Genomic DNA, 15,205 nt, shown 5'->3' on the forward strand with positions numbered 1-15,205 from the left:
CTGTGTCCTCAAGATGAAATGTCAGCGGCCATTGGCCTGCCGGAATTGGTTAGATCAGGGTTTTGCCATGACGCACGAAGGTCGGCTTGACCACTCGAACCGGATACCACTTGCCGCGGATTTCCACTTCGGCCCGGTCGGCAGTCGCCGTCGGCACGCGCGCCAGCGCAATGGATTTGCTTAGCGTAGGCGAGAAACTACCACTGGTGATCTCTCCTTCGCCAACATTGGCGATACGAACCACCTGGTGAGCACGCAGCACCCCACGCTCTTCAAGGACGAGCCCCACCAGCTTGAACTGCACGCCGGCTGCTTTTTCTGCTTCCAGCGCAGCGCGGCCAATGAAGTTACGCTCGACAGGGTCCCAGGCGATGCTCCAGGCCATGTTGGCCGCCAGGGGCGAGACGGCCTGGTGAATATCCTGGCCATACAGGTTCATGCCGGCCTCAAGGCGCAAGGTGTCGCGCGCACCGAGACCGATGGGGGAAATGCCGGCACCCACCAGGTCGTTGAAAAAGCCCGGTGCCTGATCGGCCGGCAGCACGATTTCGAGGCCGTCTTCGCCGGTATAGCCGGTGCGGGCGATAAACCAGTCGCCGTCGGCTCGGCCTTCGAACGGCTTGAGCTGATGGATCAGGGTGCCACGGGACTGGGTCACCAGTTCGGCGATTTTCTGCCGGGCGTGGGGGCCTTGGATGGCGAGCATGGCCAACTCTGACCGCTCATGCAGTTGTACTGAGTAGGTGCCCAGTTGCGCCTGCATCCAGGCCATGTCCTGGTCGCGGGTGGCGGCGTTGACCACCAGGCGGTAACCGGTTTCGGTGCGGTAGACGATCATGTCGTCCACCACCCCGCCCTGCTCGTTGAGCATGGCGCTGTACAACGCACGGCCACAGCCGTGCAGTCGGTCGACATCATTGGCCAGCAGGTACTGGAGCCATTCCTTGGCCTGGGGGCCGGTGACATCGATCACGGTCATATGAGATACATCGAAGACCCCGCAGTCGCGTCGCACCTGGTGGTGCTCTTCAACTTGCGAGCCATAATGCAAAGGCATATCCCAACCGCCAAAATCGACCATTTTCGCGCCGAGGGCGAGATGCAGGTCATACAGAGGCGTACGCTGTCCCATGGGTTTCTCCTTCCGGGCTTGGCGAAGGCGCGCAGAGCTGCCACTTGCACCGAACACCTTGTATTACAAGGCCCCCAGCCACATACAGCAGGTCGATCCGAAAGACGGAGCGCACCGAATGCCGCGCATTGTAGCCTCAAGCCGTAGGACTGGCACCTAACCGATTTGCCGGGCAGAGCGACGAATCAGCCCGATGACCGGCAACAGGCCGACCAGCACAAGGGTCAGCGCCGGCAAAGACGCTCGTGCCCATTCGCCTTCACTGGTCATTTCAAAGATCCGGACCGCCAGGGTGTCCCAGCCAAACGGGCGCATCAGCAAGGTGGCGGGCATTTCCTTGAGCACATCCACGAACACCAGCAGCGCTGCGCTCAACGTGCCAGGCAGCAACAACGGCAGATACACTTTGCAAAACAGTCGTGGGCCGCTCACCCCAAGGCTACGTGCCGCTTCGGGCAATGACGGACGGATTCGCGCCAGGCTGCTTTCCAGCGGCCCATAGGCCACTGCCAGAAACCGCACCAGGTACGCCAGCACCAGTGCCGACAGGCTGCCCAGCAGCAAAGGCTTGCCCGCCCCGCCCAACCAACCAGAAAGCGGTATCACCAGCTCGCGGTCCAAGTAGCTGAACGCCAGCATGATCGACACCGCCAGCACCGAGCCTGGCAAGGCATAACCGACATTGGCCAGGCTGATACCGGAGCGAATCGCCCGGGTCGGCGCCAGACGATTGGCAAAGGCCAGTATCAGCGCCACGCTGACCGTGATCAGGGCTGCGATCCCGCCCAGGTAGAGGGTATGGACGATCAGCCCGGTGTAACGTTCATCCAGGTCGAAGCGGCCACGCTGCCAGAACCAGGCCACCAGTTGCAGCATCGGAATCACGAACGCACAAGAGAAGACCAGGCTGCACCACGCACTGGCCGCCACGGCTTTGAACCCGCGCAGGTGGTACAACGCCTTGCCCCGTGGGCGCTCATTGCTCGGTCGGCTGGCCCCGCGTGCACGTCGCTCGCCATACAGCACCAGCATCACTACCAGCAGCAACAGGCTGGCCAGCTGCGCGGCGCTGGAGAGGCTGAAAAAGCCGTACCAGGTTTTATAGATAGCGGTGGTGAAGGTATCGAAATTGAACACCGAGACCGCGCCAAAATCCGCCAGCGTCTCCATCAACGCCAAGGCTACACCGGCACCAATCGCTGGCCGCGCCATCGGCAATGCCACACGCCAGAACGCTTGCCATGGCGATTGCCCCAGCACCCGCGCCGCTTCCATCAAGCCTTTGCCCTGGGCCAGGAACGCGCTGCGCGCCAACAAGTAGACATAGGGGTAGAAAACCAGCACCAACACGATGACCACGCCGCTGGTGGAGCGCACCCGTGGCAAACGCAGCCCGGTGCCAAACCACTCGCGCAGCAGGGTTTGCACCGGGCCGGCAAAATCCAGCAGGCCCACAAACACGAAGGCCAGCACATAGGCAGGGATTGCAAAGGGCAACATCAGTGCCCAATCGAGCCAGCGCCGCCCGGGGAACTCGCACAGGCTGGTCAACCAGGCCAGGCTGACGCCCAGCAGCGTCACGCCCAGGCCGACACCGAGCACCAGGGTCAAGGTGTTGCCCAACAAGCGGGGCATCTGAGTGTCCCAGAGGTGCGACCAGATCTGTGGGTCAATGCTTTGCCAGGACAGCAGCAGCACGCTCAGCGGCAACAGCACCAGGGCGGCGACGCTGAAAACCGGCAGGTACCAGCGACGTTGGGCGGGGTGGGCCAAGAGCAAACTCTCTGTAAACAGGCTATCTAAAGGCAGGCAAAAAACTGTGGGAGGGGGCAAACACTAACGGCTGTAGGAGCGAGCTTGCTCGCGAAAAACTCACAGACGCCGCGTTTACTCAGGAAGCACGCGTTATCGTTGACGTTTTTCGAGAGCAAGCTCGCTCCTACAGGCGTTAGGGCTTGCCTCCTACAAATTGTACTCAGTTCCAGCCAGCGCGATCCATAAGGCGAATCGCCTCGGCCTGGCGCTTGCCTGCCACTTCCACTGGCAAAGTATCGGCCACGAACTTGCCCCAGGTCGCCACTTCCGCCGATGGCGATACCGCTGGGTTGGCCGGGAATTCCTGGTTGACGTCGGCGAAGATCTGCTGTGCCTCAGGCGTGGTCATCCACTCCACCAGCGCCTTGGCCGCTTCCGGGTGCGGTGCGTGCTTGGTCAGGCCGATGCCGGAGAGGTTCACATGCACGCCGCGGTCGCCCTGGTTCGGCCAGAACAACTTCACCGCCAGCTCTGGCTTCTGCTTGTGCAGGCGACCGTAGTAATAGGTATTGACGATACCCACGTCGCACTGCCCGGCGTTGATGGCCTCCAGCACGGCGATGTCATCGGAGAACACGTCAGTGGACAGGTTATTCACCCAGCCCTTGATGATTTTTTCGGTCTTGGCCGCGCCATGGGTTTCGATCAACGTGGCGGTCAGCGACTGGTTGTAGACTTTTTTCGCCGTGCGCAGGCACAGGCGGCCTTCCCACTGCTTGTCGGCCAGGGCTTCGTAGGTGGTCAGGTCGCCCGGTTTTACCCGGTCGGTGGAATAGGCGATCGTCCGCGCACGCAGGCTCAAACCGGTCCAGGCGTGGGCCGATGAGCGATATTGCAGAGGAATGTTCTTGTCGATGACAGGGGAGGTGAAGGGTTGCAGGATACCCATCTGTTCGGCCTGCCAGAGGTTGCCGGCGTCAACGGTCAGCAGCAGGTCGGCGGTGGCGTTCTCGCCCTCGGCCTTGATGCGCTGCATCAACGGGGCTTCCTTGTCGGTGATGAACTTGACCTGCACGCCGGTCTTTTTGGTGTAGGCGTCGAATACGGGCTTGATCAGCTCGTCGATACGCGAGGAGTAGACCACGACTTCGTCGGCCGCCTGCACGGTGGTGCTGCCGATCAGGGTGAGTGCCAGGGCAGTCAGGAGGCGCTTGGGTGCCAACATGGGTGCGGTCTCTCATTTGCAAATGGAAGGCAAATGATAGGGACTCACATTTGGTAACGCTTGATGGAGGCGTTACCAGATGTTGCAGGTGCTTCATTCGCCTTTGTGGGAGCGGGCTTGCTCGCGAATGCAGTGGGTCAGTCGATAGTTCTATCACTGACACGCCGCTTTCGCGAGCAAGCCCGCTCCCACACAAGCCCGAACGGACGCATTTCAGTTCAGGGTTTGGCGAGTTCGGGGAGATCACCAGTCAATCCCAGCGCCTGTCGCACAAATACTGCCTTGGCTTCGGGTATCTGATCGACGATTTTCAAACCCGCGTTACGCAACCAGCGTAGTGGCAGTTGGTCGGCCTGGAACAAGCGCTCAAAGCCTTCCATCGCCGCCATCAGCGCCAGGTTGTGGGGCATGCGGCGCCGCTCGTAACGGCTCAGCACTTTCACATCCGCCAGGCGCTCGCCGCGCTCGGTCGCCGCCAACAGCACTTCGGCCAGCACGGCCGCGTCGAGGAAGCCCAGGTTGACGCCCTGCCCCGCCAACGGGTGGATGACGTGGGCGGCGTCGCCGATCAACGCCAGGCCTTCGGCGACATAGCGTTTGGCATGGCGCTGGCGCAACGGTACGCACACACGCGGGTCGGCACTGATCACGGTGCCCAAGCGCCCCTCGAAGGCACGTTCCAGTTCCCGGCAAAAGCTCTCATCATCCAGCGCCATCAAGCGCTCGGATTCAGCGGGCGTGGTCGACCAGACAATCGAACACCAGTCTTCCTGCCCATCGCGCACCAGCGGCAGGAACGCCAACGGGCCGGTGTCGGTAAAGCGTTGCCACGCGGTGCGCTGGTGCGGCTGGCCGCTTCGCACGCTGGTGACGATGGCGTTATGCAGGTAATCCCATTCGCGGGTGGCTGTACCGGTCAGGCGGCGTACAGCGGAGTTGGCACCGTCGGCGGCCACCACCAGCGGCGCGCGCAGCTTGCGGCCGTCGGCCAGGGTCAGCAACCAGTCGTCGCCAGAGCGGCGCATCTGCTCCAGGCGCGCATTGGCCAGCAGGCCGAGGTCGCAGTCATGCAGGCGATCGAGCAAGGCATCCTGCACCACGCGGTTCTCGACGATATGCCCAAGCACCTCGGCATGCACACTGGCCGCCGAGAAGTGGATCTGGCCGGTGCCGCTACCGTCCCATACCTGCATTTCGCCGTAGGGGCTGACGCGACGCGAAGCGATGCCCTCCCAGACGCCGAGGCGCTCAAGAATGCGCTGGCTGGCCGCTGACAACGCGCTCACCCGCGGCTCAAACGCTGCGGCCGGCTCAAAGGGCTTGACGCTCAACGGGCTACCGTCGAGCAGCAGCACTTGCAGGCCACTGCCCTGCAACGCCAGCGCCAGGGCGCTTCCGACCATTCCGGCCCCGACAATCAGCACATCTGCGCGCATGTCCATGCTTTAAGCCTTGTCTCGTGTGCGGCACAGGCCGCAAATAAAATGATGGGCCGGTTCAAACATCGGAGCGCGTGCCCAGCCCCATGGCCTGGCGGGCGAACCAGCGTTTAGCCGGCGGCAACAGATCCAGGCCGAGCAGGCCCAGGTTACGGCCCAGCGCCATTAATGGCTGGCCGCTACCAAACAGGCGCGTGACCTGATCGGAGAAGCCTACGGTCAGTTGTTGGTCCAGGCGCTGACGGTCACGATAGCCTTGCAAGGTCGCCAGGTCACCTGGCACTGCCGGGCCGGCCAACAGGGCTTCGGCCAAGGCATTGGCATCGCGCAGGGACAGGTTGAACCCCTGCCCGGCAATCGGATGCAGGCTGTGGGCGGCATTGCCGAGAACAGCCAGGTGCGAGCGCACTTGCTCTTCGGCTTCCACCAGGGTCAACGGGTACAGGTGGCGGGCGCCTACTTGCTTGAGGGTACCCAGGCGATACCCGAATACACCCTGCAGTTCGCTCAGGAAGCTACGCTCGTCGAGGCTGGCCAGGCGCTGGGCGTCCATGCCGATGCGCGTCCAGACCAGCGCGCAACGGTTGTCCGGCAACGGCAGCAAGGCCATGGGGCCTTCATCGGTAAAGCGCTCGAACGCCTCTCCATTGTGGGCTTCGCTCGGGGTGATGTTGGCGATCAGCGCGCTCTGGTTGTAGGGCCGGGTTTTCACGCCAATGCCCAGTTGCTCACGCAAGCCGGAACGGCCGCCATCGGCCAGTACCGCGAGGTCGCATTCCAGCACGGTTTCATCGTTGAGGGTCAGGCGATAGCCATCGGGCAGCGGCTCCATGCGCGTGACTTCCGCCGGGCAGCGCCAGCTCACCACATCCTTGTCCAAGCCTTGCCACAAGCATTGGCCGAGCCAGGCGTTTTCCACCACATAACCCAGGGCCGGCACGCCCTCCTCCATCGCGGACAAGCGCGCGGTGGAGAAACGCCCACGGTCCGACACATGGATCTGCTTGATCGGCTCTGCACGTCGGGAAATGGCTTGCCACAGGCCCAGCCGCTGGTAAATCTGGCGCGCGCCAAACGACAGCGCGGAAGAGCGCGCATCGTAGCTCGGCTGGTAGCTGTCGCCCGGTGCAAAGGGTTCGATCAGCACGATCTTCCAACCCCGCGCCTTGGCCCCCGCTTGCAATGCCAGGGCCAGGCTGGCGCCCACCAGGCCACCGCCGATAATCGCCAGGTTGACCCGGCTCATCGGGCAGCCGCCATCAACGCTTCGATCTCGGCAACGGTCTTGGGCACGCCGCCGGTCAGGATTTCACAGCCTTGCTTGGTCACTACCACGTCGTCCTCGATGCGCACGCCAATGCCACGCCATTTTTTTGCCACGTTCTGGTTGTCCGGGGAAATATAGATGCCCGGTTCCACGGTCAAGGCCATGCCCACTTCCAACACGCGCCATTCACCGCCCACTTTGTACTCGCCCACATCATGCACATCCATGCCTAGCCAGTGGCCGGCACGGTGCATGTAGAAGCCGCGGTAGGCTTCGCTGGCGATCAGCTCGTCAACGTCACCTTGCAACAACCCCAGCTTCACCAGGCCGGCGGTGATGACCTGCACGGTCGCCTCGTGGGCCTGGTTCCAATGTTTGTTCGGCGCGATCTGCTTGAAGGCGGCTTCCTGGGAGGCCAGCACAATCTCGTAGATCGCCTTTTGCTCGGGCGAAAACGTGCCGTTGACCGGCCAGGTACGAGTGATGTCACTGGCGTAGCAATCGATCTCACACCCGGCGTCGATCAGCACCAGGTCGCCGTCCTTGAGCACTGCGTCATTCTGCTGGTAATGCAGGATGCAGCTGTTGCGCCCGGCGGCGACGATGGAGCCATAGGCCGGCATTTTCGCACCGCCCTTGCGAAACTCGTAATCCAGTTCGGCCTCCAGGCTGAACTCATGCAGGCCGGCACGGCTGGCCTGCATCGCCCGCACATGGGCCGCACAGGAAATTCGCGCCGCCTCGCGCATCACCCTCACTTCTGCCGCCGATTTATACAGGCGCATATCGTGGAGCAAATGATCCAGGGCAACGAATTCGTTCGGCGGCTGGGCGCCCAGGTGCGCCTTGGAGCGGATCACGTTGATCCACTCCATCACATGCCGGTCGAACTCGGCATTGCTGCCCATGGCTGAATACACACGGTCGCGGCCTTCGATCAGGCCGGGCAGGATGTCGTCAATATCGGTAATGGGAAATGCGTCGTCAGCGCCAAAGTCGCGAATCGCGCCCTCGGTGCCCGCACGCAGGCCGTCCCACAATTCGCGCTCGGCATTGCGTTCGCGGCAGAACAGCACGTACTCGCCGTGCTGGCGACCGGGCATCAGCACGATCACAGCTTCAGGCTCGGGGAAACCGCTCAGGTACTGGAAATCGCTGTCCTGGCGGTAAACATGCTCGACATCGCGGTTGCGGATGGCCACGGCGGCGGCCGGCAGGATCGCGATGCTGTTGGGTTCCATCTGCGCCATGAGCGCCTTGCGGCGCCGGGTGTATTCCGCTTTGGGGATGTGGATCATGGGCAGACGGGCTTCCTTTCTCAGTGCAGCGACGGCTTGGGAGCGGCGGGCTCAGCGGACTTGCGGGTCTCGGTGAACAGCAGCAGCGGCGCGACGCGCAGGTATTCCATGACTTCCATATAGTCGCCTTCGCCGTCCTCGGACTCTTCCAGGGCGTCTTGCACCTGGGAGATGGCCGCCAGGTCCTGCAGCACTTCCTTGGCGTCGGTGCTCAGCTCCAGGCCGCCGGCGTTAACGCCGAAACCGTGGAGGAAACCCTGGCACCACTGGCCCAGGGCGGCAGCGCGTTCGGTGAGCGGCGCGTCATCGGTCGGCAGCAGCAGGACCACGGTGACGTCGTCACCGGTCAGCTCGCCCTTGACCATTTCTTGCAGGCCAATCAACGCGTTGCGCACGTTTTCGTTGGGTTCGGTTTCCAGCAGCTCGGCTACATCAGCCAGCCAGTTGTCGGCATCAAAGCCCACGCCGGTGCAACTGCGGCCCAACAGCACGCCGTGCAGTTCGGCAGGCGAGCATGGGTGACCGCTGGTGCTCAGCAGTTTGGAAAAAGCGTCGTACGGGGAATTCTGAATGGGCATGGTGAGCTAGGCGCCAGACGGCGCAATGTCTAGAATGGAGCGCTGTATCCTAGCACCGGCAGACGCACCAAGACTATCGAGGGCGTCAGATCGTTTATCCTGCAGTTGCCATTCATCAGACAAATCCAGTGGAACCCAATGGAAGACACCGACCTGCAAGCGCTGATGGCCAGACTCGAACTGCTAATTGATCGGGTCGAGCAACTTAAGAGTCAAAACGGACTCCTATTAGCTCAGGAAAAGACCTGGCGCGAGGAACGCGCTCACCTCATTGAAAAAAACGAAATCGCCCGGCGTAAGGTCGAATCGATGATTTCGCGCCTGAAGGCCCTGGAGCAAGACTCATGAGTTCAAGCAATAGCGTTACCGTGCAGATCCTCGACAAAGAATATTCGATCATCTGCCCCCAGGAAGAACGCAGCAACCTGGTGAGCGCTGCCCGCTACCTGGACGGCAAGATGCGCGAAATCCGCAGCAGCGGCAAAGTGATCGGCGCCGACCGCATCGCGGTGATGGCCGCGCTGAATATCACCCACGACCTGCTGCATAAGCAGGAGCGCCCTGACGTACAGGCCAGTGGCTCGACGCGCGATCAGGTGCGTGACCTGCTGGATCGCGTGGACTCGGTGCTTTCCACCGATTCAGACACACCCAAGGGCTGATTGCCGAGCGGGTTTAAGGTATACTCGCCCCACTCCCTGGCGTGTTTGCCAGTCGGCGATGTCCCTGAGCCGATTCGCACTACCCTGGAAGTTGCACGTTGGGCTGGTGTGCATGTCCGCTAGACGGAAAGCCTTAAAGCCTACTGCTTCTTCCACCTTGAACTTTCGGGTTCAAGGGCTAAGTCGACAGCGGCTCTGTCGGGGAGCCTGAATTCCCAAACTCAATGCCAGTCCCCGGACTGGCATTGTTTTATGAGCCGAAAATCATGACCGAACCTGCGCCGTTATCTCGTCCGCAACTTCGACGCATGTTGCGCAAGTCCCGCCGCGCCCTCACGCCAAGCGAGCAGCGCCAGGCCGCTCAGGGTCTGTACCGACAACTGGCACAGCACCCGCTGTTTCGCCGGGCCAAACATATCTCTTTATATCTGCCCACGGACGGTGAAATCGATCCGCGCCTGCTGCTGCGTGCGGCCCAGCGTCGCGGCAAGGCCACTTACCTGCCGGTGCTCAGCGCCTGGCCGCGCACCAAGATGGTGTTTCAGCGCGTACGCCCTGGGGATAAGTTGCTGCCCAACCGCTTTCGTATCCTTGAACCACGGGTCAATGCCCATCGTCAGCGCCAGGTCTGGGCGCTGGACCTGGTGTTGTTGCCGCTGGTGGGGTTCGACGATGTAGGTGGGCGCCTGGGCATGGGCGGCGGGTTCTATGATCGCAGCCTGGCCTATCTTGCCCGCCGCCAGAGCTGGCGCAAGCCAACGCTGCTGGGGCTGGCCCATGAATGCCAGAAAGTCGAACGCCTGGCGCAAGCAAGCTGGGATGTGCCGTTGGCCGGGACGGTGACCGATAAGCAGTGGTATGTCGCAGAAACGCCGCTAGAAACAGCGGCGCCTTAGTGGGTGCTTGAGTTAACGCTTGAACGGTTGTAGCTGCTGCTGAGCCAGTTCAACGGGAGCCTCGGTCTTGTTCGACCACAGGCTCTGGGCGTAACCGGTGGTCACGACGCCCAGACCAAACAAAATAACCAAAATCCATAGTAAATCCGGCTTACGTTGCATCGATTGCCCCCCTTTCAGGCACCTCGTACACGATGACAACAACGTTCCAAAGTAGTCCGTTGCAGCTGCGTCAAGCTTAAAAGCGCGCATTCTGCGGTAACGTGAACCAACACGCAAACCTTGACGTCAACCGACTGTCGGTTTGTCATGCAATTGCCCGACAACTTGCCCAACGCCTTTTTCAGGAGCCCAACAATGGCCTACTGGCTGATGAAATCCGAGCCCGACGAACTCTCCATCAACAGCCTGGAAAAGCTCGGCGAAGCGCGCTGGGACGGGGTGCGCAACTATCAGGCGCGCAACTTTCTGCGTGCCATGGCGGTGGGCGATGAATTTTTCTTCTACCACTCCAGTTGCCCGGAGCCCGGTATTGCCGGTATCGGCAAAATCATCCAGGCCGCTTATCCGGACCCCACCGCGCTGGAGCCAGAAAGCCACTATTTCGACGCCAAGGCCACCCCGGACAAAAACCCGTGGAGCGCGATCGATGTCGCCCATGTGCAAACCTTCCCCAAGGTGCTGGGCCTGGGCTATCTAAAGCAGCAAACTGCGCTCACCGAAATGCCGCTGGTGCAAAAGGGCAGCCGGCTTTCGGTCATGGCGGTCACACCGGAGCAGTGGGCAGCGGTCCTTCAGTTGCTTTAATTGACACTGGCTTTTGTAAGAGCGAGCTTGCTCGCGAAAACTCACAGGCACCGCGTGTATTCAGGAAGCACGCGTTATCGTTGACGTTTTTCGCGAGCAAGCTCGCTCCTACTGGATGATCAGGTTGTTGAACAGCAGGTCTTCCACCACCGGTTTGCCGGTTTCATCGTTCATCACTTGCTGCGTTTGCTTCAACGCCTCTTGGCGCAGCTTTTCCTTGCCTTCCACACTGCTCATGGTCTCGTTGGTCTGCTGGGTAAACAGCGCCACCAGTTGGTTGCGAATCAACGGATCGTTGGCCTTGACCAACTTCGCCGCCTCATCACCGGTCACGCGCAGGGCAATGTCGGCCTTGTAGACCTTGAGCTTGGCGGTGCCATCCAGACCGTAATTGCCCACGAACGGCGGGCTCAGGCTGATATAGCTGACCTTCGGCGCCTCGCCCTCTTTGGCCTCTTCGGCCTGGGCTGCCATCGGCAAGGTCAGGGCCAGCATCAACAAGATCCACGCTTTCACAGTTCATTCCTCGAATTCGGTTGCCGGGTAGCATAACGCTAGCAAGGCTGAGCACAAGCTTATGGGGGCTTATCAGGCGTGGGCATGCTCGTTGACCCACGGGCGTACCCTCCTACACTTATCGGCCACGACGCCAAAAGGAATAGTCCGATGAAAGCTGTGCTGTGCAAAGCCTTCGGCCCCGCCGAAACCCTGGTGCTGGAAGAGATCGCCAGCCCGGCGATCAAGAAGAATGAAGTCCTGTTGGACGTGCATGCGGCCGGGGTGAATTTCCCGGATACGCTGATCATCGAAGGCAAATACCAGTTCAAGCCGCCCTTTCCGTTCTCACCCGGTGGCGAAGCGGCAGGCGTGGTCAGCGAGGTGGGTGAGAAAGTCAGCCACCTGAAAGTCGGTGACCGTGTGATGGCGTTGACCGGCTGGGGCAGCTTCGCCGAACAGGTCGCGGTGCCCGGCTATAACGTGCTGCCGATCCCGCCGAGCATGGACTTCAACACCGCCGCCGCCTTCAGCATGACCTACGGCACCTCCATGCACGCGCTGAAACAACGCGCCAACCTGCAACCCGGCGAGACCTTGCTGGTGCTTGGTGCGTCCGGCGGCGTGGGCCTGGCCGCCGTGGAGATCGGCAAGGCCATGGGCGCCCGGGTGATTGCCGCCGCCAGCAGCGCCGACAAGCTCGCAGTGGCCAAGGCGGCCGGCGCCAATGAGTTGATCAACTACAGCGAAGCCAGCCTCAAGGATGAGGTCAAGCGCCTGACCGATGGCAATGGCGCCGATGTTATCTACGACCCGGTGGGTGGCGACCTGTTTGACCAGGCCATTCGTTCGATCGCCTGGAATGGTCGGCTGCTGGTGGTGGGGTTCGCCAGCGGGCGTATTCCTGAACTGCCGGTAAACCTGGCATTACTCAAGGGCGCGGCGGTGGTCGGGGTGTTCTGGGGCTCGTTTGCCCAGCGTCAGCCACAGGACAATGCAGCGAATTTCCAGCAATTGTTCACCTGGTATGGCGAGGGCAAGCTCAAGCCACTGGTGTCGCAAGTGTATCCGCTGGAACAGGCAGCACAGGCGATCAATGATCTGGGGCAGCGCAAGGCGGTCGGCAAGGTCGTCGTCCAAACGCGCTGACAGATTTGAAATGCGCTCAGTGTGGGAGCTGGCTTGCCTGCGATAGCGGTCTGACAGGTGCAGATGTGGTGTCTGACCTACCGCCATCGCAGGCAAGCCAGCTCCCACAGTTGATCTGTGTTGGCTCTGAAAAATTCGTTACGACCACAACTTATCTATTAGCGACATGTTCGTAAAAGAACATGCAATTGCTCGCGTTTCCTGTGTTTGCGGATAAGAGGCGATGCTATTTTCGGTAACGAAACTGTAACATTCGCATCCGCAGTCAAAACAAGAAATTTGGAGCTCTTGAATGTTTGCTTTCTTTCGTCCTGCCGCACACCAGGCGCCCCTGCCTGAAGAAAAAATAGACAGTACCTACCGACGGCTGCGCTGGCAGATCTTCGCGGGTATTTTCTTTGGTTACGCCGGTTACTACCTGCTGCGTAAAAACTTCTCCCTGGCCATGCCCTACCTGATCGACGAGGGTTACACCCGCGGTGAGCTGGGCCTGGCGATGTCGGCGATCGCGATTGCCTACGGCTTGTCCAAATTCCTGATGGGCCTGGTGTCCGACCGCTCCAACCCACGCTACTTCCTGCCCTTCGGCTTGCTGGTTTCGGCGGGGGTGATGTTCATTTTCGGTTTCGCACCTTGGGCAACGTCCAGCGTGACCATGATGTTCATTTTGCTGTTCATCAACGGCTGGGCCCAGGGCATGGGTTGGCCGCCAAGTGGGCGGACCATGGTGCACTGGTGGTCGCAGAAAGAACGCGGCGGCGTGGTGTCCGTGTGGAACGTGGCGCATAACGTCGGCGGTGGCTTGATCGGCCCGCTGTTCCTGCTGGGCATGGCGTGGTTCAACGACTGGCATGCGGCGTTCTATGTGCCGGCCACCGTGGCCCTGGCGGTGGCGGCGTTTGCCTTCATCACCATGCGCGACACCCCGCAATCGGTGGGCCTGCCGCCTATCGAGCAGTACAAGAACGATTACCCGGAAGGCTACGATGCCAGCCACGAAGACGAGTTCAGCGCCAAGGAAATCTTCGTCAAGTACGTGCTGCGCAACAAAATGCTCTGGTACATCGCCTTCGCCAACGTGTTTGTCTATCTGCTGCGCTACGGCGTACTGGACTGGGCACCGACCTATTTGAAAGAAGCCAAGCACTTCACGGTCGATAAGTCGTCCTGGGCGTATTTCTTCTACGAGTGGGCAGGTATCCCCGGCACGCTGCTGTGCGGCTGGATGTCGGACAAGATCTTCCGTGGCAACCGCGGCCTGACCGGTATCGTGTTCATGGCCCTGGTGACAGTGGCAACCCTGGTTTACTGGCTCAACCCGCCGGGCAACCCGATGATCGACATGATTGCGCTGTTCTCCATCGGCTTCCTGATCTACGGCCCGGTGATGCTGATCGGCCTGCAGGCACTGGAACTGGCTCCGAAGAAGGCCGCCGGCACCGCAGCGGGCTTCACCGGTTTGTTCGGTTACCTGGGCGGTTCGGTAGCGGCAAGTGCGGCCATGGGCTACACGGTCGACCATTTCGGCTGGGACGGTGGGTTCGTACTGCTGATCAGCGCCTGTGTGCTGGCGATCGCGTTCCTCATCCCTACGCTGTGGCACACCAACAGTGTCAGCTCGGCGCGTTAATCGCCCGGGCGGCCCTTGGCACAACGCTTGAGCCGCGCCTCCAGGTTTTTATCTGGCATGGCGTGGCTACGCAGGGCGTTCACGGTCTGCTCGACATAATCGCGAGTGGTACCGTAACGCCCGCAAGCGCTTTGCAGTACATGATTAAGCACGATATCGGGCAAGTTGCCAGCATAGCTGGGCAAATGCCGTTCCAACACAAACCCCAACGCCTGCACGGTGCTGCCATCTTCCAATCGGCAGCTGAGCCAGTGCGGCCGGTAAGAGGGGTAAGGCATTTCGCGCTGCCACAGGGCGTAAAGCGAAGCCTCCAGCTGATCTTCCGGCAAACGGTAGGCGAATCCGCTGCAGGAACCACCACGATCCAGCCCGAACACCAACCCAGGCAACTCCGGCGTACCCCGATGCTCATGGGACCACAGGTACAAGCCCCGGTGATAACCGTGGACCCGCGCCCGTACGCGCTCGGTGGATGAACATTCAGGACGCCAGATCAGCGAACCATAAGCAAATAGCCACACCGGCCCGCCCTTATGCCGCGCCATGGTGGCTTGCATCGAGCTCATTAACTGTTCGTGTGTGAGTTGCGGCCCAAGATCGAGGCGCGGAGGGTAAGCCAATTGCAGAAGATCGGTTTCAATGGCGGTCATGGCGAAATGCGGTGCGCCTCCTGAGTGTTACCAGTTGTGAGCGACTTTACCGTAATAAAACGCAGCGCTGTAACCGTACGGCGAAAAAGTACCACTGGGCATTAATCAATGCCGCCACTCGTCAGGATCTGGACGGTTAATCCAATTACTGTCAGCCCCGGTTCAGCCTGGGCGGGCGCCATGCCGTCAAACTAGCGCGCACATAACGACCCACTTAGCCGT

The 15,205-nt window shown here is 61.1% G+C and carries 16 protein-coding genes and 1 other RNA gene; 7 read left to right on the forward strand and 10 right to left on the reverse strand.

From position 1 onward, the window contains the following. Positions 1 to 49: 49 nt before the first annotated feature. From gcvT to BUE92_RS21105, 7 genes are all read right to left on the reverse strand, one after another. On the reverse strand, positions 50 to 1,132 hold the full coding sequence (gcvT, locus tag BUE92_RS21075) for a glycine cleavage system aminomethyltransferase GcvT (RefSeq protein ID WP_073526061.1): 1,083 nt from the start codon (positions 1,130 to 1,132) through the stop codon (positions 50 to 52). A gap of 156 nt (positions 1,133 to 1,288) precedes the next feature. Next, positions 1,289 to 2,905 (reverse strand): ABC transporter permease, encoded by a 1,617-nt coding sequence (locus BUE92_RS21080; RefSeq protein WP_073526062.1) that lies wholly within the window; start codon positions 2,903 to 2,905, stop codon positions 1,289 to 1,291. Between the two features lie 202 nt (positions 2,906 to 3,107). Beyond that, positions 3,108 to 4,112 (reverse strand): extracellular solute-binding protein, encoded by a 1,005-nt coding sequence (locus BUE92_RS21085; protein ID WP_073526063.1) that lies wholly within the window; start codon positions 4,110 to 4,112, stop codon positions 3,108 to 3,110. Positions 4,113 to 4,330: 218 nt separating this feature from the next. Continuing rightward, positions 4,331 to 5,548, reverse strand: a complete 1,218-nt coding sequence (locus BUE92_RS21090; RefSeq protein WP_178380741.1) for a 2-octaprenyl-3-methyl-6-methoxy-1,4-benzoquinol hydroxylase — start codon at positions 5,546 to 5,548, stop codon at positions 4,331 to 4,333. A gap of 61 nt (positions 5,549 to 5,609) precedes the next feature. After that, on the reverse strand, positions 5,610 to 6,797 hold the full coding sequence (gene ubiH / locus BUE92_RS21095) for a 2-octaprenyl-6-methoxyphenyl hydroxylase (protein ID WP_073526066.1): 1,188 nt from the start codon (positions 6,795 to 6,797) through the stop codon (positions 5,610 to 5,612). Then, on the reverse strand, positions 6,794 to 8,116 hold the full coding sequence (gene pepP / locus BUE92_RS21100) for a Xaa-Pro aminopeptidase (RefSeq protein ID WP_073526069.1): 1,323 nt from the start codon (positions 8,114 to 8,116) through the stop codon (positions 6,794 to 6,796). Before pepP ends, ubiH begins: the two co-directional genes overlap by 4 nt. 20 nt (positions 8,117 to 8,136) lie before the next feature. Continuing rightward, entirely contained in the window at positions 8,137 to 8,694 is a 558-nt protein-coding gene (locus BUE92_RS21105; protein WP_073526071.1) for a YecA/YgfB family protein, read from the reverse strand. A gap of 138 nt (positions 8,695 to 8,832) precedes the next feature. On the opposite strand from BUE92_RS21105, the gene BUE92_RS21110 reads away from it, so the two are divergent. The 4 genes from BUE92_RS21110 to BUE92_RS21125 all read left to right on the forward strand — a co-directional run bounded on the left by BUE92_RS21110 (position 8,833) and on the right by BUE92_RS21125 (position 10,252). Beyond that, complete coding sequence (locus tag BUE92_RS21110; protein WP_003177365.1) at positions 8,833 to 9,042, forward strand: TIGR02449 family protein; 210 nt, start codon at positions 8,833 to 8,835, stop codon at positions 9,040 to 9,042. Then, positions 9,039 to 9,356 (forward strand): cell division protein ZapA, encoded by a 318-nt coding sequence (locus BUE92_RS21115; protein ID WP_073526073.1) that lies wholly within the window; start codon positions 9,039 to 9,041, stop codon positions 9,354 to 9,356. Before BUE92_RS21110 ends, BUE92_RS21115 begins: the two co-directional genes overlap by 4 nt. 30 nt (positions 9,357 to 9,386) lie before the next feature. Beyond that, positions 9,387 to 9,565: non-coding RNA, 6S RNA (gene ssrS, locus BUE92_RS21120), on the forward strand. 57 nt (positions 9,566 to 9,622) lie between these two features. Beyond that, complete coding sequence (locus BUE92_RS21125; RefSeq protein WP_073526074.1) at positions 9,623 to 10,252, forward strand: 5-formyltetrahydrofolate cyclo-ligase; 630 nt, start codon at positions 9,623 to 9,625, stop codon at positions 10,250 to 10,252. A 12-nt stretch (positions 10,253 to 10,264) separates the two neighbouring features. On the opposite strand, the gene BUE92_RS28555 is transcribed toward BUE92_RS21125, so the two are convergent. After that, positions 10,265 to 10,414: a hypothetical protein gene (locus tag BUE92_RS28555; protein ID WP_178380731.1), complete on the reverse strand. Its 150-nt coding sequence runs from the start codon at positions 10,412 to 10,414 to the stop codon at positions 10,265 to 10,267. Positions 10,415 to 10,609: 195 nt separating this feature from the next. Between BUE92_RS28555 and BUE92_RS21130 the strand changes: the two genes are divergently transcribed. Continuing rightward, on the forward strand, positions 10,610 to 11,059 hold the full coding sequence (locus BUE92_RS21130) for an EVE domain-containing protein (protein ID WP_073526076.1): 450 nt from the start codon (positions 10,610 to 10,612) through the stop codon (positions 11,057 to 11,059). Positions 11,060 to 11,167: 108 nt separating this feature from the next. Here BUE92_RS21130 and BUE92_RS21135 read toward each other — a convergent pair whose 3' ends face one another. Beyond that, positions 11,168 to 11,575: a flagellar basal body-associated protein FliL gene (locus tag BUE92_RS21135; RefSeq protein WP_014720413.1), complete on the reverse strand. Its 408-nt coding sequence runs from the start codon at positions 11,573 to 11,575 to the stop codon at positions 11,168 to 11,170. A gap of 150 nt (positions 11,576 to 11,725) precedes the next feature. Here BUE92_RS21135 and BUE92_RS21140 point away from each other — a divergent pair, with 150 nt between their 5' ends. Together BUE92_RS21140 and glpT are read left to right on the forward strand one after the other, a co-directional pair. After that, entirely contained in the window at positions 11,726 to 12,703 is a 978-nt protein-coding gene (locus tag BUE92_RS21140) for an NADPH:quinone oxidoreductase family protein (RefSeq protein WP_073526077.1), read from the forward strand. Positions 12,704 to 12,995: 292 nt separating this feature from the next. Next, a complete protein-coding gene (glpT, locus tag BUE92_RS21145; protein WP_014720415.1) occupies positions 12,996 to 14,333 on the forward strand; it encodes a glycerol-3-phosphate transporter in 1,338 nt (445 codons plus the stop codon). On the opposite strand, the gene BUE92_RS21150 is transcribed toward glpT, so the two are convergent. After that, positions 14,330 to 14,983 (reverse strand): gamma-glutamylcyclotransferase, encoded by a 654-nt coding sequence (locus tag BUE92_RS21150; RefSeq protein WP_073526079.1) that lies wholly within the window; start codon positions 14,981 to 14,983, stop codon positions 14,330 to 14,332. The two genes, glpT and BUE92_RS21150, sit on opposite strands and share 4 nt — an antisense overlap. Between the last annotated feature and the right edge of the window lie 222 nt (positions 14,984 to 15,205).

This window comes from Pseudomonas fluorescens (assembly GCF_001902145.1).
In the GTDB taxonomy this organism is placed as follows: Bacteria; Pseudomonadota; Gammaproteobacteria; order Pseudomonadales; family Pseudomonadaceae; genus Aquipseudomonas; species Aquipseudomonas fluorescens_BV.

Coding starts and splice junctions, on each gene's coding strand:
- BUE92_RS21150 (WP_073526079.1), bottom strand. CDS start 14,983: ATGACCGCCATTGAAACCGATCTTCTGCAATTGGCTTACCCTCCGCGC.
- gcvT (WP_073526061.1), bottom strand. CDS start 1,132: ATGGGACAGCGTACGCCTCTGTATGACCTGCATCTCGCCCTCGGCGCG.
- BUE92_RS21110 (WP_003177365.1), top strand. CDS start 8,833: ATGGAAGACACCGACCTGCAAGCGCTGATGGCCAGACTCGAACTGCTA.
- BUE92_RS28555 (WP_178380731.1), bottom strand. CDS start 10,414: ATGCAACGTAAGCCGGATTTACTATGGATTTTGGTTATTTTGTTTGGT.
- BUE92_RS21130 (WP_073526076.1), top strand. CDS start 10,610: ATGGCCTACTGGCTGATGAAATCCGAGCCCGACGAACTCTCCATCAAC.
- BUE92_RS21125 (WP_073526074.1), top strand. CDS start 9,623: ATGACCGAACCTGCGCCGTTATCTCGTCCGCAACTTCGACGCATGTTG.
- BUE92_RS21085 (WP_073526063.1), bottom strand. CDS start 4,112: ATGTTGGCACCCAAGCGCCTCCTGACTGCCCTGGCACTCACCCTGATC.
- BUE92_RS21140 (WP_073526077.1), top strand. CDS start 11,726: ATGAAAGCTGTGCTGTGCAAAGCCTTCGGCCCCGCCGAAACCCTGGTG.
- BUE92_RS21090 (WP_178380741.1), bottom strand. CDS start 5,548: ATGCGCGCAGATGTGCTGATTGTCGGGGCCGGAATGGTCGGAAGCGCC.
- BUE92_RS21115 (WP_073526073.1), top strand. CDS start 9,039: ATGAGTTCAAGCAATAGCGTTACCGTGCAGATCCTCGACAAAGAATAT.
- ubiH (WP_073526066.1), bottom strand. CDS start 6,797: ATGAGCCGGGTCAACCTGGCGATTATCGGCGGTGGCCTGGTGGGCGCC.
- glpT (WP_014720415.1), top strand. CDS start 12,996: ATGTTTGCTTTCTTTCGTCCTGCCGCACACCAGGCGCCCCTGCCTGAA.
- pepP (WP_073526069.1), bottom strand. CDS start 8,116: ATGATCCACATCCCCAAAGCGGAATACACCCGGCGCCGCAAGGCGCTC.
- BUE92_RS21105 (WP_073526071.1), bottom strand. CDS start 8,694: ATGCCCATTCAGAATTCCCCGTACGACGCTTTTTCCAAACTGCTGAGC.